Consider the following 18199-nt stretch of genomic DNA (forward strand, 5'->3'; position numbering starts at 1 on the left):
GGGTTCAATGCGTTAGGCCCAATCTGGCGACCTTGAGAACGGTGCAGACCGGGGGGTCCACCATGAAACGCCTGCTGATCGCCGCCATCGCCCTCACCGCGCTGGGCGGTTGCGCCACCTACGACTACGCCGGCGGCAGTGGCCCGGGTGGCTACTATCGGGGCAGCCCGACCTACCGCTACACCTATCCCGACGGCTACTGGGGCGGCTACTACGGCGGCGCCCCGGGCTATGGCTATTACGGCTATGGCGGCGGCTATGGCGGCTATGGGTATGGCTACGCGCCGTACTACTACAACCGCCCCTACTACGTGATCCGCCCGGTGCCGCGCCCGCCGCACGACGGCCGACCCGGCGATGGCGACCATCGCCCGCCGCCGGGCGGCTGGCCGCGCCCGCCGATGACCGGCGACAACGGGCGTCCGCAGCTGCCCGACCGCCTGCGCCCGCAGCGGCCCTCCAATCCGGCCAACCCGGCCGGCATGTCGCGCCCGGCCATGCCGCCGCGCGCCGAAGGCGTCGAGCGGCCGATGCGGTCCATGCCCAGCCGCCCGGCCCTGCCGCCGCGGCTGACCCCGCGTTCGCGCAACGAGGAATAGGCAATGCCACGGGCGTCTCACTTCCGTCATCGCCCGATCGGCAACGATGAATGAGTGCTTGCGTCCGAGCCGGTCGCGCCCGCAAGCTAGCGCCACGTTGACCGGTTGCGTCGTTTTCTGACGTAACACGAGCTGACAACGGCTTCCATGCCGACGCCCGGTGGGGAAATCTGGATCCCCCCTGTTCCGGCCCTTGCCGGTCGTCGGCGCCTAAACAGCACAACGCCCGGCCATGCCGGGCGTTGTGTTTTCTGGGGATCCGCTGGATTCCCGGCCAGGGCGCGCCGCTGTTCGACCGCCGCCGTGGCCACAAAAAAAAGAGGGGCCGGCAGTCCCCCGACTGCCGACCCCGGCGTCCCCAACGTGCGCTAGCGGCTGGCCCCTGTTCCAATACCAGCCTTAGGCGCCCGAAGTCGCTTGCCACGATGGGTGCCGATGGGGTTACGCAGAAGCCGTGCCAACTTTTTCGCGCCGGCCCCGTTGCCGGGCCCGCGACCGCCCTTCGCATGAGAAAATCCGCGTCATGAATGCGTCCTTCCACCGCTACGAGGTCATCGTGGTCGGCGGCGGCCATGCCGGCACCGAGGCCGCGCTGGCGGCCGCGCGCGCCGGTGCCCGCACCCTGCTGCTGACCCACAACATCGAGACGGTCGGGGCGATGAGCTGCAACCCGGCCATCGGCGGCATCGGCAAGGGCCACCTGGTCAAGGAGATCGACGCCCTGGGCGGGGCCATGGCCCACGCCGCCGACCTGGCCGGCATCCAGTGGCGCACGCTCAATGCCTCCAAGGGCCCGGCCGTGCGCGCCACCCGCTGCCAGGCCGATCGCGCGCTGTACCGCAGCGCGATCCGGCGCATGGTCGAGTCGCAGCCGGGCCTGACCGTGTTCCAGGCCGCGGTGGACGACCTGCTGATCGAAGGCGACGCCGTGCGCGGGGTGCTGACCCAGACCGGGCTGCGCTTCGAGGCGCCGGCCGTGGTGCTGACCGCCGGCACCTTCCTGGCCGGCAAGATCCATATCGGGCCGACCCAGTACGCCGCCGGGCGCATGGGCGATGCGCCGGCCACGACCCTGGCCGCGCGCCTGCGCGAGCGGCCTTTCGCCATCGACCGGCTCAAGACCGGCACGCCGCCGCGCATCGACGGGCGCACGCTGGACTACGCGGCGATGGTGCCGCAGCCCGGCGACGATCCGCTGCCGGTGATGAGCTTTCTGGGCGATGTGCGCGAGCACCCGCGCCAGGTCAGCTGCTGGATCACCCACACCACCGAGCGCACGCATCAGATCATCCGCGACGCGCTGCACCGCTCGCCGCTGTACAGCGGTCAGATCGAGGGCATCGGCCCGCGCTACTGCCCCTCGATCGAGGACAAGGTGGTGCGTTTCGCCGAGAAGGCCAGCCACCAGATCTTCGTCGAGCCCGAAGGCCTGGACGTGGCGGAGATCTATCCCAACGGCATCTCCACTTCGCTGCCTTTCGATGTGCAGCTGGAGCTGGTGCGCAGCATCGTCGGCTTCGGGCAGGCGCACATCACCCGGCCGGGCTATGCGATCGAGTACGACTTCTTCGACCCGCGCGGGCTGAAGGCCTCGCTGGAGACCAAGCTGGTGGCCGGGCTGTTCTTCGCCGGCCAGATCAACGGCACCACCGGCTACGAGGAGGCCGCCGCGCAGGGCCTGCTGGCCGGGCTCAACGCCGCGCGCGTGGTGCAGGGCCGGGACGCCTGGTCCCCGCGCCGCGACCAGGCCTATCTGGGCGTGCTGGTGGACGACCTGATCACCCACGGCACCTCCGAGCCGTACCGCATGTTCACCAGCCGCGCCGAATACCGCCTGCAGCTGCGCGAGGACAACGCCGATGCGCGCCTGACGCCGATCGGCCGCGCGCTGGGTCTGGTCGACGACGCGCGCTGGTCGCGCTTCGAGGCCAAGCGCGAGGCGGTCGAGCGCGAGACCCAGCGCCTGCGCGCGCTGTGGGCCACCCCGGCCAACGCGCTGGGCCGCCAGCTTGAGGCCGCGCTCGGCGTGGCGGTCAGCCGCGAGAGCAGCGCGCTGGACCTGATCAAGCGCCCCGAGCTGGACTACGCCAGGCTGATGCGGGTCGAGGGCATCGGCCCGGGCGTGGACGATGCGCAGGTGGCCGAGCAGGTCGAGATCGCGGTGAAGTACGCCGGCTATCTGGATCGCCAGCGCGTAGAGATCGAGCGCCAGCAGCGCAACGAGGGCACGCCGATTCCGGAGGCGTTCGACTACGCCGGCGTGCGCGGGCTCTCGGCCGAGGTGCAGGGCAAGCTCGAACGCGTGCGCCCGCAGACCGTGGGCCAGGCCCAGCGCATCCCCGGCATGACCCCGGCGGCGATCTCGCTGCTGCTGGTGCACCTGGAACGCGCGCGGCGCGGTGCCAGCCGCGTCGCCTGAGGCGCCAAGCCCTCACTTCAACGCGTGACCGATCCGACGCCCGGCGATGCCGGGCGTCGTGCGCTTCACGGTGCGGGCTTCGCCGGCACGCGTGGGCGGCTGAGGAAATCGGTCACCGCGCGCACCCAGCCGGCGTGGCCGTCCTCGATGTGGGCGACGTGGTCCGCATCCGGCAGGGTCACCAAGGTCTTGTCGCCGCTGCCCAGGCGCCGGTACAGGTGGCCGCTCTCGTCCTGGGTGGCCAGCGGGTCGTGGGTGCCGCGCAACAGCAGCACGGGTAGGCGCACCTGTTCGGGGGCGAAGCGGAACTGCTCGGTCGCGCGCCAGTCGCTGCGCACCGGGTCGGCGGCCAGCGCCTGGGCGACATAGGCCTCGCGCACCGCCGGCGGGAACGCGCCGGCGGTGATGAAGTCCGAGGCCGCCGCTTCGGCGGTGGTGGGCTGGCGCGGGGGCTGGGCCGGCGTGTCGGCGGGCGGCGAAGGCGGGGCGTCGACATCGACCGGGAAGCCGTACAGCACCAGCGTCGACAGCGCGGCCGGCTGCTGCTGCGCGACCAGCAGCGCCACCAGCGAACCGTTCGAATAGCCCAGCAGGGCAGGCGCCGGCAGCTGGGGATGGCGTTGAGCGATCCAGCGCAGCGTGCCGATCACATCGCTGGCCGCGCGCTCCGGGGTATCCCAGCCGGAGGCGTCGCGCGGGGTGGCGCCGTAGCCGCGCAGATCCAGCGCGTAGGCCGCGTAGCCCGCCTTGGCCAGCGCCCCGAGCACCGAGCGCGCATCGGCCGGCTCGCCGGGAACCTGCAGGTCGAAGTTGGGACGCGAGCTCCAGGTGCGCCCGTGCACCAGCAGGATCGTGCCGCGCGGATGCGCCGGCACGCGCGCCCAGACCGCCAGGGGCAGGCCATCGTCGGCGGGCACGGTCAGGTGGGCGGTGGGCGGTGCCGCGCCCTGCGCCGGCGTGCGCGCCGGGGCCAGGGACGAGGCGAACAGGCCCAGGATCAGCAGGGCGGCAAGGCGGCGCGACATCGACGATCTCCCCAGAAGCGATGGACCGCGATTATCGGCCACGCGCCGGCCTTGCGATGCCCGGCGCAGATGGCGATCGCGCATGGGCTCATGCGCGCTGACGGGCGCATGCCCGCGCCGCGGCGGCTCAGCGCGCGGCGGTGGCCTGGGCGTCGGCGCCGCCGCCCAGCACCTGGTACAGCGTGACCCGGTTGCTGGCGTCCTGCTGGCGCAGGGCGATCAGCGCCTGCTGCGCGGCGTACAGCGAACGCTGCGCATCCAGCACCGCCAGGTGACCGTCCAGGCCGGCGCGATAGCGCGCGTCGGCCAGGGTGTAGCTGCGCTGGCTGGCGTCCACCAAGGCCTGCTGCGCGGTCAGCTGCGCCTGCAGGTGGTCGCGCGTGGCCAGGGCGTCGGCCACTTCGGCGAAGGCCGACTGGATCGCCTTCTCGTACTGCGCCACGGCGATGTCCTTGCCGAGCTCGGAGGCATCCAGCGAGGCCTTCAGCGCGCCGGCGTGGAAGATCGGCGCGGTGATGCTGGGCACGAACGACCAGGTGCGGCTGCCGGCCGAGAACAGCGTGGACAGCGCATCGCTGCTGCGGCCGGTGGACGCGGTCAGGCTCAGCGAGGGGAAGAACGCCGCGCGCGCGGCGCCGATGTCGGCATTGGCCGCCTGCAGGCTGTGCTCGGCGGCGAGCACGTCCGGGCGCTGCAGCAGCACCGCCGAGGACAAATGCGCCGGCAGCGGGGCCAGGGCGACGCTGTCCTGCAGCGCCTGCTCGGTCGGCAGCAGGGTGGCATCGACCGGCGCCCCGACCAGCAGCTGCAGCGCATCGCGCGCCTGCGCCAGCTGGGTGGCGGCGCTGGCCACAGCCACCCGCGCCGACTCCACGCTGGTCTGCTGCTGGGCCAGGTCCAATCCCGACACGCTGCCGACGCTGTGCTGGCGCTCGGTCAGCTGCAGGGTCTGCGCCTGGCTGTCCAGGGTCTGCTGGGCCAGGGTTAGCTGCGCCTGGTCGGCGGCCACGGTCAGCCAGGCCGCGGCGACCTGGGCGATCAGGCTCAGGCGCACGCTGCGCTGGTTCTCCGCGCTGGACAGCCAGTTCTGCTGGGCCTCCTGGCTGAGGCTGCGCAGCTGGCCGAACAGGTCCAGCTGCCAGCTGCTCAGGCCGACCTGGAGCGCGTCGCTGGTGCTGACCTCGGACACGCCGCCGTCGTTGCTGGCGGCGCTGGTGCGACCGCGGCTCATGCTGGCGTTGGCATCGAATGACGGCAGCTGCGCGGCGCGCTGGAGGCGGTACTGCGCGCGGGCCTTGTCGATGGACAGCATCGCCACGCGCAGGTCGCGGTTGTCCTGCAGCGCCAGCGCGATGGTCTGGCGCAGGCGCGGATCCAGGAACACCTGCTGCCAGTCCGGCAGCGCCAGCGTGTCGACGGCGGCGCCGGCGGCGGGCGCGGCATCGGCCGCGGCCAGGTCGGCCGGCACCGGTGCGGCCGGGCGCTGGTAGGTCGGCGCCAGGGTGCAGCCGGCCAGGGCCAGCAGCGTGGCCGCGGTCATGCCGATGCGGGCGGGCGTGCTCATGCCTGCACCTCCTTGCTGGCCGCCGTGCGATCCGGGAACAGCCGCCGCACGATCACGTAGAACAGCGGCACGAAGAATAGGCCCAGCGTGATCGAGGCCAGCGTGCCGCCGGTGACGCCCGTGCCCAGCGAATGCCGCGCGGCCGAGCCGGCGCCCTTGCTGAACACCAGCGGCAGCACGCCGAGCAGGAAGGCCAGCGAGGTCATCAGGATCGGCCGCAGGCGCATCTGCACCGCATGCAGGGTGGCGGCGAGCAGGCTCTCGCCCTTGTGCTCGAGCTCGCGCGCGAACTCGACGATCAGGATGCCGTTCTTGGCCGCCAGGCCCACCGTGGTCAGCAGGCCGACCTGGAAGTACACATCGTTCTCCAGCCCGCGCAGGCTCATCAGCGCCACCGCGCCGAACACGCCCACGGGCACCGCCAGCATCACCGCGAACGGGATCGACCAGCTCTCGTACAGCGCGACCAGGCACAGAAACACGAACAGCAGCGAGATCCCGTACAGCGCCGGCGCCTGGTTGGCCGACAGCTTCTCCTGGTAGGCCATGTCCGACCAGGCGTAGCCGAAGCCGTGCGGCAGCTGCTTGCTCAGTTCGGCCATCTCGTCCATCGCCGCGCCCGAGCTGACCCCGGGCACCGCCTGACCGGTCAGCTCCATCGCCGACACGCCGTTGTAGCGCTCCAGCGCGGCCGGCGCGCTGGTCCAGTGCGACTGGGTGAAGGACGACATCGGCACCATGTCGCCGCCGGCGTTGCGCACCGTCCAGCGGTCCAGGTCCTGCGGCGTCATACGCGCCTGCGCATCGCCCTGGACGAAGACCTTCTTGATGCGGCCCTTGTAAATGAAGTTGTTGACGAAGTCGCCGCCGAGCGCGCTGTTGAGCGTGGCGTTGATGTCGCCCGGGTCCAGGCCAAGCGCCTGCGCCTTGGCATCGTCGATCTTGACCGCGTACACCGGCGCGTCCTCCAGGCTGGCGTAGCGCACGTTCATCAGCTTGGGATCGTGCTGGGCCAGGCGCAGCAGCTTGTCGCGCGCGGCGACCAGGGCGTTGTGGCCGGCGCCCTCGTAGTCCATCAGCTCGAAGGTGAAACCCGAGGCGTCGCCCAGGCCGGTGATCGCCGGCGGCGAGGTCACGAACAGCTCCGCATCCGGTACATCCGCCAGCGCCTTGTTCAGATGATCGGCGATGGTCGCCGCGTCGTCGTCGCGGTCGTCCCAGTCCTTCAGGCGGATGAAGGCCATGCCGACGTTCTGGCCGGCGCCGGTCACGCTGAAGCCGGCCGAGGACAGCACCGAGCGCACGCCGGCATCCTTCAGCGCCGCCTGGGTCAGGCGGTCGGTCACCGCCAGGGTCTGCTCCAGGGTGGAGCCGGCCGGCAGCTTGACCAGCACGTTGAGCATGCCCTCGTCCTCGTCGGGCAGAAACGCGCCGGGCAGGCGCCACAGCAGCACGCCGGTGACCGCGATCAGCAGCGCATAGGCGATCAGGCCCAGCGCGCGCCGGCCCAGCACGCGCTCGACCAGCCCGCGGTAGCGCTCGGACAGCTGGCGGAAGCGGGTGTTGAACCAGAGGAAGAACCGGCCCAGGCGCCCGTGCGAGCCGATCGCCTCCTCGCCCTGGTGCAGCGGCGTGAGGATGGTCACGCACAGCGCCGGGGTCAGGGTCATGGCCACCAGCACCGACAGGATCATCGAGGCGGCGATGGTGATCGAGAACTGCCGGTAGATCACGCCGGTGACGCCGTTGAAGAACGCCATCGGCACGAACACCGCGGTCAGCACCAGCACGATGCCGACCAGCGCGCCGCCGATCTGCTGCATCGAGCGCAGCGTGGCCTCCTTGGGCGGCAGGCCTTCCTGGCTCATGACGCGCTCGACGTTCTCCACCACCACGATCGCATCGTCCACCAGCAGGCCGATCGCCAGCACCATGGCGAACATGGTCAGGGTGTTGATCGAGTAGCCGAACGCGGCCAGCACGCCGAAGGTGCCCATCAGCACCACCGGCACGGCGATGGTCGGGATCAGCGTGGCGCGCCAGTTCTGCAGGAACAGGTACATCACCGCCACCACCAGCAGCACCGCCTCGATCAGGGTGATCACCACCTCCTTGATCGAGGTGGTGACGAAGGGCGTGGTGCTGAAGGCGATGTGGTAGTTGTAGCCGTGCGGCCAGTACTGCTTGAGCTGCTGCAGGCGCTGCTCGATCGCCTTGGAGGTCTCCACCGCGTTGGCGTCGGAGTTGAGCTCGATGCCCAGCGAGGCCGAGGGCTTGCCGTTGAAGCGGGTGATGCTGTCGTAGGTCTCCGGGCCCAGGCCGATGGTGGCCACGTCCGACAGGCGCACCGCCGCGCCGCTGGCGTCGCTCTTGAGCACGATCGCGCCGAACTGCGCCGGGGTCTGCAGGCGGCTGCGGGTGGTCACGGTCGCGTCCAGGCGCTGGCCGCGCAGCGCCGGCTGGCCGCCGATCTCGCCGGCCGACACGTCGGTGTTCTGCGACTGCAGCGCGTTCTCCACATCGGACGGCATCAGCGCGTACTTGCGCAGCTTCTCCGGATCCAGCCAGATGCGCATGGCGTATTCCGAGCCCAGCGGCTGGATGTTGCCCACGCCGCTGACGCGGCTGATCTGGTCATCGATGTTCGACTCCATGTAGTTGGCGACATCGAAGTTGTCCATGCTGCCGTCGTCGGAGGTGAACGCCACCACCTCGAACAGCGAGCCGCTGGACTTGGTGATGACCAGGCCGTTCTGCTGCACGGCCTGGGGCAGCACCGACATCACCGACTGCAGCTGGTTCTGCACCTGCACCTGGGCGGTGTCGGCGTTGGTGCCGGTCTCAAACACCAGGTTGACCTGGGCGCTGCCGTCCGAGGCGCTGGTGGAGGTCATGTACAGCAGGTGGTCCAGGCTCTGCTGCGACTGCTCGATCAGCTGGGTGACGGTGTTCTCCACCGTCTGCGCCGAGGCGCCGGTATAGCTGGCGCGCACGGTGATGGTCGGCGGCGCCATCTGCGGATAGCGTTCGACCGGCAGCGCGTGGATGGCGAGCATGCCGATGAGCACGATGACGATGGCCATGACCCAGGCCACCGTCGGGTGATTGACGAAGAAGCGCGACATGCGAGGGGTCCCTTACTCGGCCTGGGCGTCGTCGGTCGGCAGCGCCGGCGTGGCGTCCAGCTGCGCGGCGCTGACCGGGTAGGGCTGCGCCGGCTTGCCCAGCTCGGCGCGGCTGCCGTTGATCACGATCAGCCGATCGCCCGGCTTCAGCCCCGACTCCACCACCCAGTCGTGGCCGACCACCTCACCGATGCGGATGCGGCGCTCGACCACCTGGTTGTGCGCATCGAGCAGCTTCACCAGCGGCTCGCCCTTGCTGTCGCGGGTCACCGCCTGCTGCGGCACCAGCACCGCGCCCGGGTCGGTGGCCATCGGCAGCACCGCGCGCAGGTACATGCCGGGCAGCAGCAGGTGCTCGGGATTGGGCACGACCGCGCGCAGGGTGACGTTGCCGGTGCCGGCGTTGACCTGGGTGCCGACGAACTCCAGCGTGCCGGCGTGCGCATAGGGGCTGCCGTCCTCCAGCCGCACCTGCACCTGGGCCTTGCCGTCGATGGCATGGATCTGCCCGGCATCGAGCTGACGGCGCAGGGCCAGCATCTGCGTGCTGGACTGGGTGACGTCCAGGTAGATCGGATCCAGCCGCTGGATGGTGGTCAGCGCGGTGTCCTGGTCGGCGGTGAGCAGCGCGCCGACGGTATAGGCTGAGGTGCCGATGCGGCCGGAGATCGGCGCGGTGATGCGGGTGTAGTCCAGGTTGATCTTGGCCGCCTGCGCATTGGCCTTGGCCGCGACCACCGCCGCCTCGTCCTGGCGCAGGGTGGACAGCGCATCGTCGGCGTCCTGCTTGCTGGCCGCGTCCATGGCGGTCAGGGTGCGGGTGCGCTCGGCCTTGGGTCGCGCGCTGGCCAGCGCCGCCTCGGCCTGGACCAGATTGCCGCGGGCGACATCAAAGGCGGCCTGGTACGGCGCCGGGTCGATCAGGTACAGCGGCTGCCCGGCCTTGACCTCCTGGCCTTCCTCGAACAGGCGCTGGCGTAGCAGCCCGCCGACCTGCGGGCGCACATCGGCGGTCTCGTAGGCCACCGTCCGGCCGGGCAGGGTGCGCTCGACCGGCAGCGTGCGTGCGCCCAGGGTCATCACCCCCACCCGCGGCGGCGTCTCGGTGGTCGGCTTGTTGGCGGAGCAGCCCCCGGCCGCGGTAACGGCCAGCAACAGGGCACAGTGAACAAGACGACGAGGCGCCAGCGGAAGGTCGGACATGGGATTGCAGCCGGTGAGAAGCGCGCAACGCTACTCCCGAGATGTGTTGCATCGCGACATCCCCGCGGCGGGGCGTTGTACGCCCTTCACCAAGGTCGGAAAAACGTCGGAGCCGGCACAGTCCGTCGCATCCATCGGCCCCGGCACTTCTGTGCTATTACCGAACACTAATGCGATAATCGCCCAACCCGCCGACGCCCGCCTGGGCCGCGGCATGCCATCCTGCGCCCCGGCGCCCGCCCTCGCTGCGGCCGTCCTTCGACGGCGGATGCCGCCATCACGTTGCAGAGGAATCAGAACGTGCAAACCGAAACGAACGTGCCGGCCGGTGGCCGGATCCTGCTGTGGAGCGTCGGCCTGCTGCTGGCGCTGATCGGCCTGGCGCTGCTGGCCGGCGGCATCAGGCTCGCCACCCTCGGCGGCAGCCTCTACTTCCTGCTGATGGGCGCGGCCAGCCTGGTCTCGGCGGTGCTGCTGGTGCTGCGCCGCCCGGCCGGTGCCTGGCTGTACGCCGTGGCCTTCGTGCTCAGCGTCGTCTGGGCGCTGTGGGACGCCGGCCTGGAATTCTGGCCGCTGGCCTCGCGGCTGATGATGCCGGCGGTGCTGGCGCTGCTGGTGGCGCTGACCTACCCGACGCTGCGCCGCGCCCGCGGCCTGGCCGGCGGACGCGGCGCCTACGCGCTGGCGGCGGTGCTGGCGCTGGCCTGCGCCGGCGGCCTGGCCGGCATGTTCGTGCCGCATCCGACGGTGGCCGCCAAGGGCCCCGGCCCGGCGCTGGTGCCGGTGGACCCGGCGCATGCGCAGACCGACTGGGCGGCCTACGGCAATACCGACGGCGGTAGCCGCTTCGCCGCGCTGGACCAGATCAACCGCAACAACATCAAGGACCTGAAGGTCGCCTGGACCTATCGCACCGGCGACATCGCGCAGAGCAACGGCAACGGCGCCGAGGACCAGACCACGCCGCTGCAGATCGGGCAGAAGGTGTTCCTGTGCACGCCGCACAACAACGTGATCGCGCTGGACGCGGCCAGCGGCAAGCAGCTGTGGAAGCACGAGATCAACGCCCAGTCCTCGGTCTGGCAGCGCTGCCGCGGCCTGGCCTACTTCGATGCGAGCAAGCCGCTGGTGCAGCCCACCGCGGCCGGTTCCACGGCGGTGACCCCGGTCAGCCTGCCGGCCGGCGCCAACTGTGAGCGCCGCCTGCTGACCAACACCATCGACGGCCGCCTGATCGCCCTGGATGCCGATACCGGCGCGTTCTGCCGGGGCTTCGGCACCGATGGCCAGGTCGACCTGAAGGCCGGCCTGGGCGCCGCGCCCGATCCGTTCTACCAGCTCACCTCCGCCCCGACCCTGGCCGGCACCACCGTGGTGGTCGGCGGGCGCGTGGCCGACAACGTGCAGGCCAACATGCCTGGCGGCGTGGTCCGCGGCTTCGACGTGATCACCGGCGCCCAGCGCTGGGCCTTCGACCCGGGCAATCCGGACGACAAGGCGCCGCCGGCGCAGGGCCAGACCTACGCGCGCAGCACGCCCAACGTCTGGGCGCCGATGTCCTACGACGCGGCGATGAACACCGTGTTCCTGCCGATGGGCAGCCCGTCCACCGACCTGTACGGCGCCGAGCGCACCGCGCTGGACCATCGCTTCGGCGCGTCGATCACCGCGCTGGACGCCAGCACCGGTCAGGTGAAGTGGGTCTACCAGACCGTGCACAACGATCTGTGGGACTTCGACCTGCCGATGCAGCCGAGCCTGATCGACTTCCCCACCGGCAACGGCACCACCCCGGCGGTGATGATCGGCACCAAGGCCGGCCAGCTGTACGTGCTCGACCGCGCCACCGGCAAGCCGCTGACCGAGGTCAAGGACGTCCCGGTCAAGGCCGCCGACATCCCCGGCGAGCCCTATTCGCTGACCCAGCCGCTGTCGGTGGGCATGCCGCAGATCGGCACCAAGCACCTGGCCGAGTCGGACATGTGGGGCGCCACCCTGCTGGATCAGGTGCTGTGCCGCATCGCCTTCAAGCAGATGCGCTACGAGGGCCTGTACACCGCGCCGGGCACCGACGTGTCGCTGAGCTTCCCCGGCTCGCTGGGCGGCATGAACTGGGGCGGGTTGTCCTTCGACCCGGTGCATGGCTACGCCTTCGCCAACGACATGCGCCTGGGCCTGTGGGTGCAGATGATCCCGCAGAAGGCCGACAAGGCGGCCGCCTCCAGCGGCGGCGAGGCGGTCAACACCGGCATGGGCGCCGTGCCGCTCAAGGGCACCCCGTACGCGGTCAACAAGAACCGCTTCCTGTCCGCGCTGGGCATCCCCTGCCAGGCCCCGCCGTTCGGCACGCTGAGCGCGATCGACCTCAAGACCCGCCAGATCGCCTGGCAGGTGCCAGTGGGCACGGTCGAGGACACCGGTCCGCTGGGCATCAAGATGCACATGCCCATGCCGGTCGGCATGCCGACCCTGGGCGGCACGCTGGCCACGCAAGGCGGCCTGGTGTTCATCGCCGGCACGCAGGACTACTACCTGCGCGCCTTCGACAGCGGCACCGGCAAGGAACTGTGGAAGGCGCGTCTGCCGGTCGGCAGCCAGGGCGGCCCGATGACCTATGCGGTCAACGGCAAGCAGTACATCGTGGTCACCGCCGGCGGCGCGCGCCAGTCGCCGGACCGCGGCGACTACGTGATCGCCTACACCCTGCCGGACGCCAAGTAAGCCGCGTTTCGCGCGTCGGCCACGCCGGCGTCAAGGCAGCAACGAGCGGCGGACCTTCACCGGTCCGCCGCTTCTCGTTTGGGCGCCCGCCGCGCGCGCCGCTACCATGGCGCTCCGCCCGCCCGCAGACTCGCCCGCCGATGACCGACTCTTCCAAGCCCCGCGCTCGCCGCAAGCCCGCTCCGGCTTCGGCGATCGCCGAGCGCGGCCTGGCGCGCGAGATCATGCGGCAGATCGACGCCGCCCAGGGCGACCCGGACTTCATGACTTCGCTGGCGCGCGGCATGGCGGTGCTGAGCGTGTTCGCCCAGCACGGGCGCGAGGTCACCATGTCGCAGATCAGCGCCGAGACCGGCATCCCGCGCGCGGCGGTGCGGCGCGCGCTGTATACGCTGGCCAAGCTGGGCTACGTGGGCGAGCACGGCCGCGGCTATGTGCTGCTGCCGCGCGTGCTGGGCATCGGCGGCGCCTACGTGGCCTCCGCGCCGCTGGCGGTGGCGGCCCAGCCGGTGCTGGACGCGCTGCGCGATGCCGTGCACGAGTCCTGCTCGCTGGGCGTGCTCGACGGCGACGACGTGCTGTACGTGGCGCGGGCCGAGACGGTGCGCATCATGTCCATCGGCCTGCGTTCGGGCAGCCGCCTGCCGGCGTACTGCACCTCGATGGGCCGCATCCTGCTGGCCTCGCTGCCGCCGGACACGCTGGAAGGTTATCTGGAGCGCAATCCGCTGCGCCCGCGCACCGAGCGCACCATCACCCATCCGACCGAGCTGCTCGAGGTGCTGGCCAAGGTGCGGCGCGAGGAGCTTTCGCTGACCGACCAGGAGCTGGAGATCGGCCTGCGCTCGATCGCGGTGCCGGTGCGCAACCGCGCCGGGGCGGTCATCGCGGCGCTCAACATCGGGACCCAGGCGGGACGGGTGAGTCTGCAGACGATGCATGCGCAGCTGTTGCCGCCGTTGCGGCAGGCGGCGGCGCGGTTGGGGGCGGTGTTGAGTTAGGGACGCGGCGCTTGCTTGGGTTTGAGCTTGGGCTTGGATCCGATGCTTGGATGCTTGTATCAACGGCAGAAGGCATCGCGCCTGCGGCGCGCCAATGGCAAAGGCTTTCGCGCCTGCGGGCGCGAGCTACTTTTGTCTTGTCAAAAGTAGCCAAAACCGCTTCTCGCCGGGACGCACGCCGACGCTACGCGTCGGTCCCCTGCGCTCCTCGCGAAGCAGGGCACGGCGCCCAAACTCGCTTCGCTCAAACAGGGCGCCTCTTGGGCCCTGCTTCGCTGCGGTGCTCGGCGTGCTTTACGGCTCAGACAGGGAAAGCGACTGCAAAAGCAGAGGCTGTGAGCAACAGCAACAGCAACAGCAACAGCGACAGCGACAGCGACAGCGGGAGGTGGGGCGGAGGCGGGGACGGGGCCTGGGCTGGGAGCCGGGGCCGAAGCGGTCCTTTCAGACCGTCATTCCCGCGAAAGCGGGAATCCAGGGACTTTGCGCTGCTCGCTCGTGCTTCGCTTTTGATCCACCGGTGCGGGATCGCGCGAAGAGCGCCGTTTCAAATCGCCAAGGGTGATGCGCAGGCGCGTTGGCTTTGGAAGGGACATGGGTGTCCCTTCCAAGCACTGCAGCGGGTCACACCGACCAGAGCCTCACCCAGCCGGCTCAGCCGCCTGCTCTTCCAGAATCGGCTTGGCCAGGGCGAAAGCGTGGTTCGCGGCCGGCACGCCGCAGTAGATCGCGGTCTGCAGCAGCACTTCCTTGATCTCGTCGGCGCTGACGCCGTTGTTGCGGGCGGCGCGGATGTGCAGCTTGAACTCCTCGTCGTGGCCCAGCGCGACCATCATCGCGATGGTCAGCAGCGAGCGGGTGTGCCGCGGCAGGCCGTCGCGCGTCCACACCTCGCCCCAGGCGGCGCGGGTGATGAAGTGCTGGAACTCGTGGGTGAAGTCGGTGCGTGCGTCCAGCGAGCGCTGCACGTGCGCCTCGCCCAGCACGGCCTTGCGCACGGCCAGGCCGGCTTCGTAACGGGCTTGTTCGTCCATCGTGGGGTCCTTGAGGCTCTCAGGCGGTGAGGAAGTCGCGCAGCGCGGCGGTGAAGGCGGCTGGCGATTCGAGATTGCAGATGTGGCGGCCCGGCACCTGGACGAAGCGGCCGTCGGCCACGTGCTCGGCGATGAACTGCAGGTCGGCCGGCGGGCACACCGGGTCGTCGTCGCCGGCGATGGCCAGCAGCGGCACGGCGATGCCGGCCAGGTCGTGGCGGAAGTCGGCCTGGCCGACCGCGTTGCAGCAACCGACATAGCCCTCGGGCGAGGTCGCCAGGAAGGTGTCCAGCACCGCGCGCACCTGTTCCTCGTGCGTGTCGGTGTAGTGCTCGGTAAACCAGCGCATCACCGTGCCCTCGGCCAGCGCCTTGAGGCCCTGCGCGCGCACCTGCGCGATGCGCGCCTCCCAGCTCTCGGCGGTGCCGATCTTGGCGGCCGTGGCGCAGACCGCCAGCCGCGTCAGCCGGTCGGCGGCGTTGAGGCCCAGCCATTGTCCGGTGAGCCCGCCGATGGACAGCCCGCAGAAGTGCGTGCGTTCGATCCCCAGCGCGTCCCACAGCGCGACCACGTCGCCGCCGAGCTGGTCGATCGTGTAGAGGCCGGCGGGCGCGGTGGACTGGCCGTGGCCGCGGCGGTCGTAGCGCAGGATGCGGAAGTCGCGTTCCAGTTCGGCCACCTGCGGCTCCCACATCGACAGGTCGGTGCCCAGCGAGTTGCAGAAGGTCAGCCAGGGCGCGCCCTCGGCGCCGTCGATGCGGTAGTGCAGGCGGTGGGTGGGCAGGTCGAGAAACGCCATGGTTGGCTCCGTCGCGGGAAAGGGATCAGTCGGCCGCGAGCACGCGGTCGATCCAGGTGTCGCTCATGCCGCGCCAGCTGTCGGCGGCGAACAGCGCGTCGAGGCGCGCGGCATCGAGGACGGCACTGACTTGCGCGTCTTCGGCCAGCACCTCGCGCAGGTGGCGCTGCTCGCCGACCGCGCGCTTGGCGGCGGCCTCGACCAGCGCATGCGCGGCGGACTTGCCGAGCGTGGCCGCCAGCGCGACCGACACCGCCTCGGCGTAGAGCAGGCCGCCGAAGCTGTCCAGATGCGCGGCCATGCGTGCGCGGTCCAGCTGCAGGCCATCGAGCACCACGGTCATCTGCGCCAGGCTGCCGGCGGTGAGGCGGATCAGTTCGGGCAGCGTTTCCCATTCGGCATGCCACTGGCCGGGCGCGCGCTCGTGCGGCTGGCTCATGGCGGCCAACAGCGTGGACACCAGCGCCGGCACGCGCGTGGCCGCGGCGATGGCTGCCACGCAGCCGACCGGGTTGCGCTTGTGCGGCATCGCCGAGGAGCCGCCCTTGCCGGCGCCGCTGGGTTCGAAGGCCTCGCCGACCTCGGACTGCATCAGCAGCACGATATCGGTGGCGATCTTGCCCAGCGCGCCGGCCAGCAGCGCGAAGGCGGTGCCGACCTCGACGATGCGGTCGCGCGCGGTGTGCCAGGGCAGGGCGGGCAGCGGCAGCTCCAGCTCCCGGGCGAGCGCCTCGGCCACCTCCAGGCCGCGGTCCTCGAGCGAGGCCAGCGTGCCGGCGGCGCCGCCGAACTGCAGCGCCAGCGCGTCGGCGCGCAGCGCCCGCAGGCGTCGTTGCGCGCGTTGCAGCGCATCGAGCCAACCGGCGGCCTTCAACCCGAAGGTGACCGGCACGGCCTGTTGCAGCAGGGTGCGGCCGGGCAGCCCAGTGTCGCGCTCGGCCTGCGCCAGCGTGCGCAGGATGGCGCACAGCCGTTCGAGCTTGGGCGTCAGGGTGTCGAGCGCCTGACGCAGCTGCAGCACGGTGCCGGTGTCGATCACGTCCTGGCTGGTGGCGCCCCAGTGCACCCAGCGCGCGGCGTCTTCGTCACGTGCCTTCACCTTGGCGGTGAGCGCCTTGACCAGCGGGATGGCGGGGTTGCCGGCCAGCGCGGTGGCCGCGCCGAGCGCGTCGAGATCGAAGGCTTCGGCCCGGCAGGCCTCGGCGATCGGGCCGACGGCGCTGTCGGGAATCACGCCGCAGCGTGCCTCGGCGCGGGCGAGCGCGGCCTCGAAGTCGAGCATGCCCTGCAGCCGTGCGCGGTCATCGAACAGGGCGTCGATGTCGGGATCGCCGAACAGGGGGGCGAGCAGGCGGGAAGTCATCGATGCGGGTCTTCGGTGTGAGGCTTGATGGGATTATGGTGGGCCGATGGCAGGAAGGATGACGTCAAACCGCACGTTGCCGTTGCCGTTGCCGTTGCATTTGCTGTTGCTGTTGCTGTTGCTGTTGCTGTTGCTGCTGCTCTTCGCTTTTTGTCTGAGCCGTAAAGCACGCCGAGCACCGCAGCGAAGCAGGGCCGAAGAGGCGCCCTGTTTGAGCGAAGCGAGTTTGGGCGCCGTGCCCTGCTTCGCGAGGAGCGCAGGGGACCGACGCGCAGCGTCGGCGTGCGTCCCGGCGAGAAGCGGTTTTGGCTACTTTTGACAAGACAAAAGTAGCTCGCGCGGCGAAGCCGTGCGAAAGCTTTGCTTTTGAAAAGCGCCCGCACGGCGCTCAAGTTTTGTTTGCAAATTAAATTCAAGTTTGGCTAAGAACTGGCGCAGCACTGATTGGACAAGAGCAACGCGCCTGCGGCGCGCCAAGTGCAAAGCTTTCGCGCCTGCGGCGCGACTTCCTTTTGTCTTGTCAAAAGGAAGCAAAACCGCTTCTCGCCGGGACGCGAGCCGCCGCTGCGCGGCGGTCCCCTGCGCTTCTCGGAAGACGGGGCACGTCGCCCAAACTCGCTTCGCTCAAACAGGGCGACTCTTCGGCCCCGTCTTCCTGCGATGCTCGGCTCGCTTTACGGCTCAGACAGGTGAAGCAAAGCAACAGCAAACGCAACAGCAACAGCAAACGCAACAGCAACAGCAACAGCAACCGCTAATGCAAAGGGCGAAAAGCGGCGCTCAGTAGCTGAAGAACACCGTCTCCCGCTCGCCCTGCATCTTCACATCCCACGCGTACTGCCCCGGCGCCGTCTGCCGCGCGATCAGCGTCTCGCGCCGCGCTTCCGGCACCAGCGCCAGGATGCCGTCCTCGCCATTGCTGGCCTCGTCGGAGAAGTAGATGCGCGTCGGCGCCGCCTTGAGCAAGCCGCGCATGAACACCAGCGCCACCAGGTGCGGCGCCTGCGCGATCCCCTTCAGGCCCGGCACGCGGCCCGGCTTGATGGTGCTGAAGGAGAAGCGCCCTTGCGCGTCGGTGGGCACACGGCCCCACCCATGGAACGCCGGGTCGTGCGCGTCGCGGCGTGGGTCTTCTGCGTGGTCGTAGATGCCGTCGGCATCGGCCTGCCACAGCTCCAGCACCGCATCGCTGACCGGCGTGCCCAGGCCGTCGTAGACCGTACCGGTGATGGTGATGCGTTCGCCCTTGGCCTCGGGCGGGGCGATCTGCGTGTGGTACAGCGGTTCCAGCCCCAGACGGTAGTAGGGGCCGACGGTCTGCCACGGGGTCGATTGAAGGCTCATGC

At 70.5% G+C, this 18199-nt stretch carries 12 protein-coding genes; 4 read left to right on the forward strand and 8 right to left on the reverse strand.

Annotated features, from left to right (window positions below; genetic code table 11):
• The first annotated feature begins 62 nt into the window (after positions 1-62).
• Positions 63-599 (forward strand): hypothetical protein, encoded by a 537-nt coding sequence (locus tag EAT51_RS05115; protein ID WP_205953456.1) that lies wholly within the window; start codon positions 63-65, stop codon positions 597-599.
• Between the two features lie 523 nt (positions 600-1122).
• Positions 1123-3018, forward strand: a complete 1896-nt coding sequence (mnmG, locus tag EAT51_RS05120) for a tRNA uridine-5-carboxymethylaminomethyl(34) synthesis enzyme MnmG (RefSeq protein ID WP_130514726.1) — start codon at positions 1123-1125, stop codon at positions 3016-3018.
• 65 nt (positions 3019-3083) lie between these two features.
• Here mnmG and EAT51_RS05125 read toward each other — a convergent pair whose 3' ends face one another.
• The 4 genes from EAT51_RS05125 to EAT51_RS05140 form a co-directional block, all read right to left on the reverse strand.
• A complete protein-coding gene (locus tag EAT51_RS05125; RefSeq protein WP_130514728.1) occupies positions 3084-4043 on the reverse strand; it encodes an alpha/beta hydrolase in 960 nt (319 codons plus the stop codon).
• 127 nt (positions 4044-4170) lie between these two features.
• Positions 4171-5607 (reverse strand): efflux transporter outer membrane subunit, encoded by a 1437-nt coding sequence (locus EAT51_RS05130; protein WP_130514730.1) that lies wholly within the window; start codon positions 5605-5607, stop codon positions 4171-4173.
• A complete protein-coding gene (locus EAT51_RS05135; RefSeq protein ID WP_130514732.1) occupies positions 5604-8732 on the reverse strand; it encodes an efflux RND transporter permease subunit in 3129 nt (1042 codons plus the stop codon). Before EAT51_RS05135 ends, EAT51_RS05130 begins: the two co-directional genes overlap by 4 nt.
• 12 nt (positions 8733-8744) lie before the next feature.
• Positions 8745-9935: an efflux RND transporter periplasmic adaptor subunit gene (locus tag EAT51_RS05140; protein ID WP_165421898.1), complete on the reverse strand. Its 1191-nt coding sequence runs from the start codon at positions 9933-9935 to the stop codon at positions 8745-8747.
• A 300-nt stretch (positions 9936-10235) separates the two neighbouring features.
• Between EAT51_RS05140 and EAT51_RS05145 the strand changes: the two genes are divergently transcribed.
• Both EAT51_RS05145 and EAT51_RS05150 read left to right on the forward strand, forming a co-directional pair.
• Positions 10236-12656 carry a glucose/quinate/shikimate family membrane-bound PQQ-dependent dehydrogenase gene (locus EAT51_RS05145; protein WP_228257818.1) on the forward strand — a complete coding sequence of 807 codons (2421 nt, stop codon included), beginning with the start codon at positions 10236-10238 and terminating at the stop codon, positions 12654-12656.
• A gap of 140 nt (positions 12657-12796) precedes the next feature.
• Positions 12797-13657 (forward strand): IclR family transcriptional regulator domain-containing protein, encoded by an 861-nt coding sequence (locus EAT51_RS05150; RefSeq protein ID WP_130514733.1) that lies wholly within the window; start codon positions 12797-12799, stop codon positions 13655-13657.
• A gap of 641 nt (positions 13658-14298) precedes the next feature.
• Here EAT51_RS05150 and pcaC read toward each other — a convergent pair.
• The 4 genes from pcaC to pcaG all read right to left on the reverse strand — a co-directional run bounded on the left by pcaC (position 14299) and on the right by pcaG (position 18197).
• Positions 14299-14691, reverse strand: a complete 393-nt coding sequence (gene pcaC, locus EAT51_RS05155; RefSeq protein WP_130514735.1) for a 4-carboxymuconolactone decarboxylase — start codon at positions 14689-14691, stop codon at positions 14299-14301.
• A 19-nt stretch (positions 14692-14710) separates the two neighbouring features.
• The gene (gene pcaD / locus EAT51_RS05160; RefSeq protein WP_130514738.1) at positions 14711-15490 is read right to left on the reverse strand and encodes a 3-oxoadipate enol-lactonase; all 780 of its coding nucleotides are present in this window, start codon (positions 15488-15490) and stop codon (positions 14711-14713) included.
• A gap of 25 nt (positions 15491-15515) precedes the next feature.
• Positions 15516-16853 carry a 3-carboxy-cis,cis-muconate cycloisomerase gene (locus tag EAT51_RS05165; protein WP_130514740.1) on the reverse strand — a complete coding sequence of 446 codons (1338 nt, stop codon included), beginning with the start codon at positions 16851-16853 and terminating at the stop codon, positions 15516-15518.
• Positions 16854-17633: 780 nt separating this feature from the next.
• Positions 17634-18197 (reverse strand): protocatechuate 3,4-dioxygenase subunit alpha, encoded by a 564-nt coding sequence (pcaG, locus tag EAT51_RS05180; protein ID WP_130514745.1) that lies wholly within the window; start codon positions 18195-18197, stop codon positions 17634-17636.
• Positions 18198-18199 lie beyond the last annotated feature (2 nt).

Origin of the sequence: Pseudoxanthomonas winnipegensis, assembly GCF_004283755.1 — a bacterium.
Lineage (GTDB): Bacteria > Pseudomonadota > Gammaproteobacteria > Xanthomonadales > Xanthomonadaceae > Pseudoxanthomonas_A > Pseudoxanthomonas_A winnipegensis.

Coding starts and splice junctions, on each gene's coding strand:
- EAT51_RS05115 (WP_205953456.1), top strand. CDS start 63: ATGAAACGCCTGCTGATCGCCGCCATCGCCCTCACCGCGCTGGGCGGT.
- mnmG (WP_130514726.1), top strand. CDS start 1,123: ATGAATGCGTCCTTCCACCGCTACGAGGTCATCGTGGTCGGCGGCGGC.
- EAT51_RS05125 (WP_130514728.1), bottom strand. CDS start 4,043: ATGTCGCGCCGCCTTGCCGCCCTGCTGATCCTGGGCCTGTTCGCCTCG.
- EAT51_RS05130 (WP_130514730.1), bottom strand. CDS start 5,607: ATGAGCACGCCCGCCCGCATCGGCATGACCGCGGCCACGCTGCTGGCC.
- EAT51_RS05135 (WP_130514732.1), bottom strand. CDS start 8,732: ATGTCGCGCTTCTTCGTCAATCACCCGACGGTGGCCTGGGTCATGGCC.
- EAT51_RS05140 (WP_165421898.1), bottom strand. CDS start 9,935: ATGTCCGACCTTCCGCTGGCGCCTCGTCGTCTTGTTCACTGTGCCCTG.
- EAT51_RS05150 (WP_130514733.1), top strand. CDS start 12,797: ATGACCGACTCTTCCAAGCCCCGCGCTCGCCGCAAGCCCGCTCCGGCT.
- pcaC (WP_130514735.1), bottom strand. CDS start 14,691: ATGGACGAACAAGCCCGTTACGAAGCCGGCCTGGCCGTGCGCAAGGCC.
- pcaD (WP_130514738.1), bottom strand. CDS start 15,490: ATGGCGTTTCTCGACCTGCCCACCCACCGCCTGCACTACCGCATCGAC.
- EAT51_RS05165 (WP_130514740.1), bottom strand. CDS start 16,853: ATGACTTCCCGCCTGCTCGCCCCCCTGTTCGGCGATCCCGACATCGAC.
- pcaG (WP_130514745.1), bottom strand. CDS start 18,197: ATGAGCCTTCAATCGACCCCGTGGCAGACCGTCGGCCCCTACTACCGT.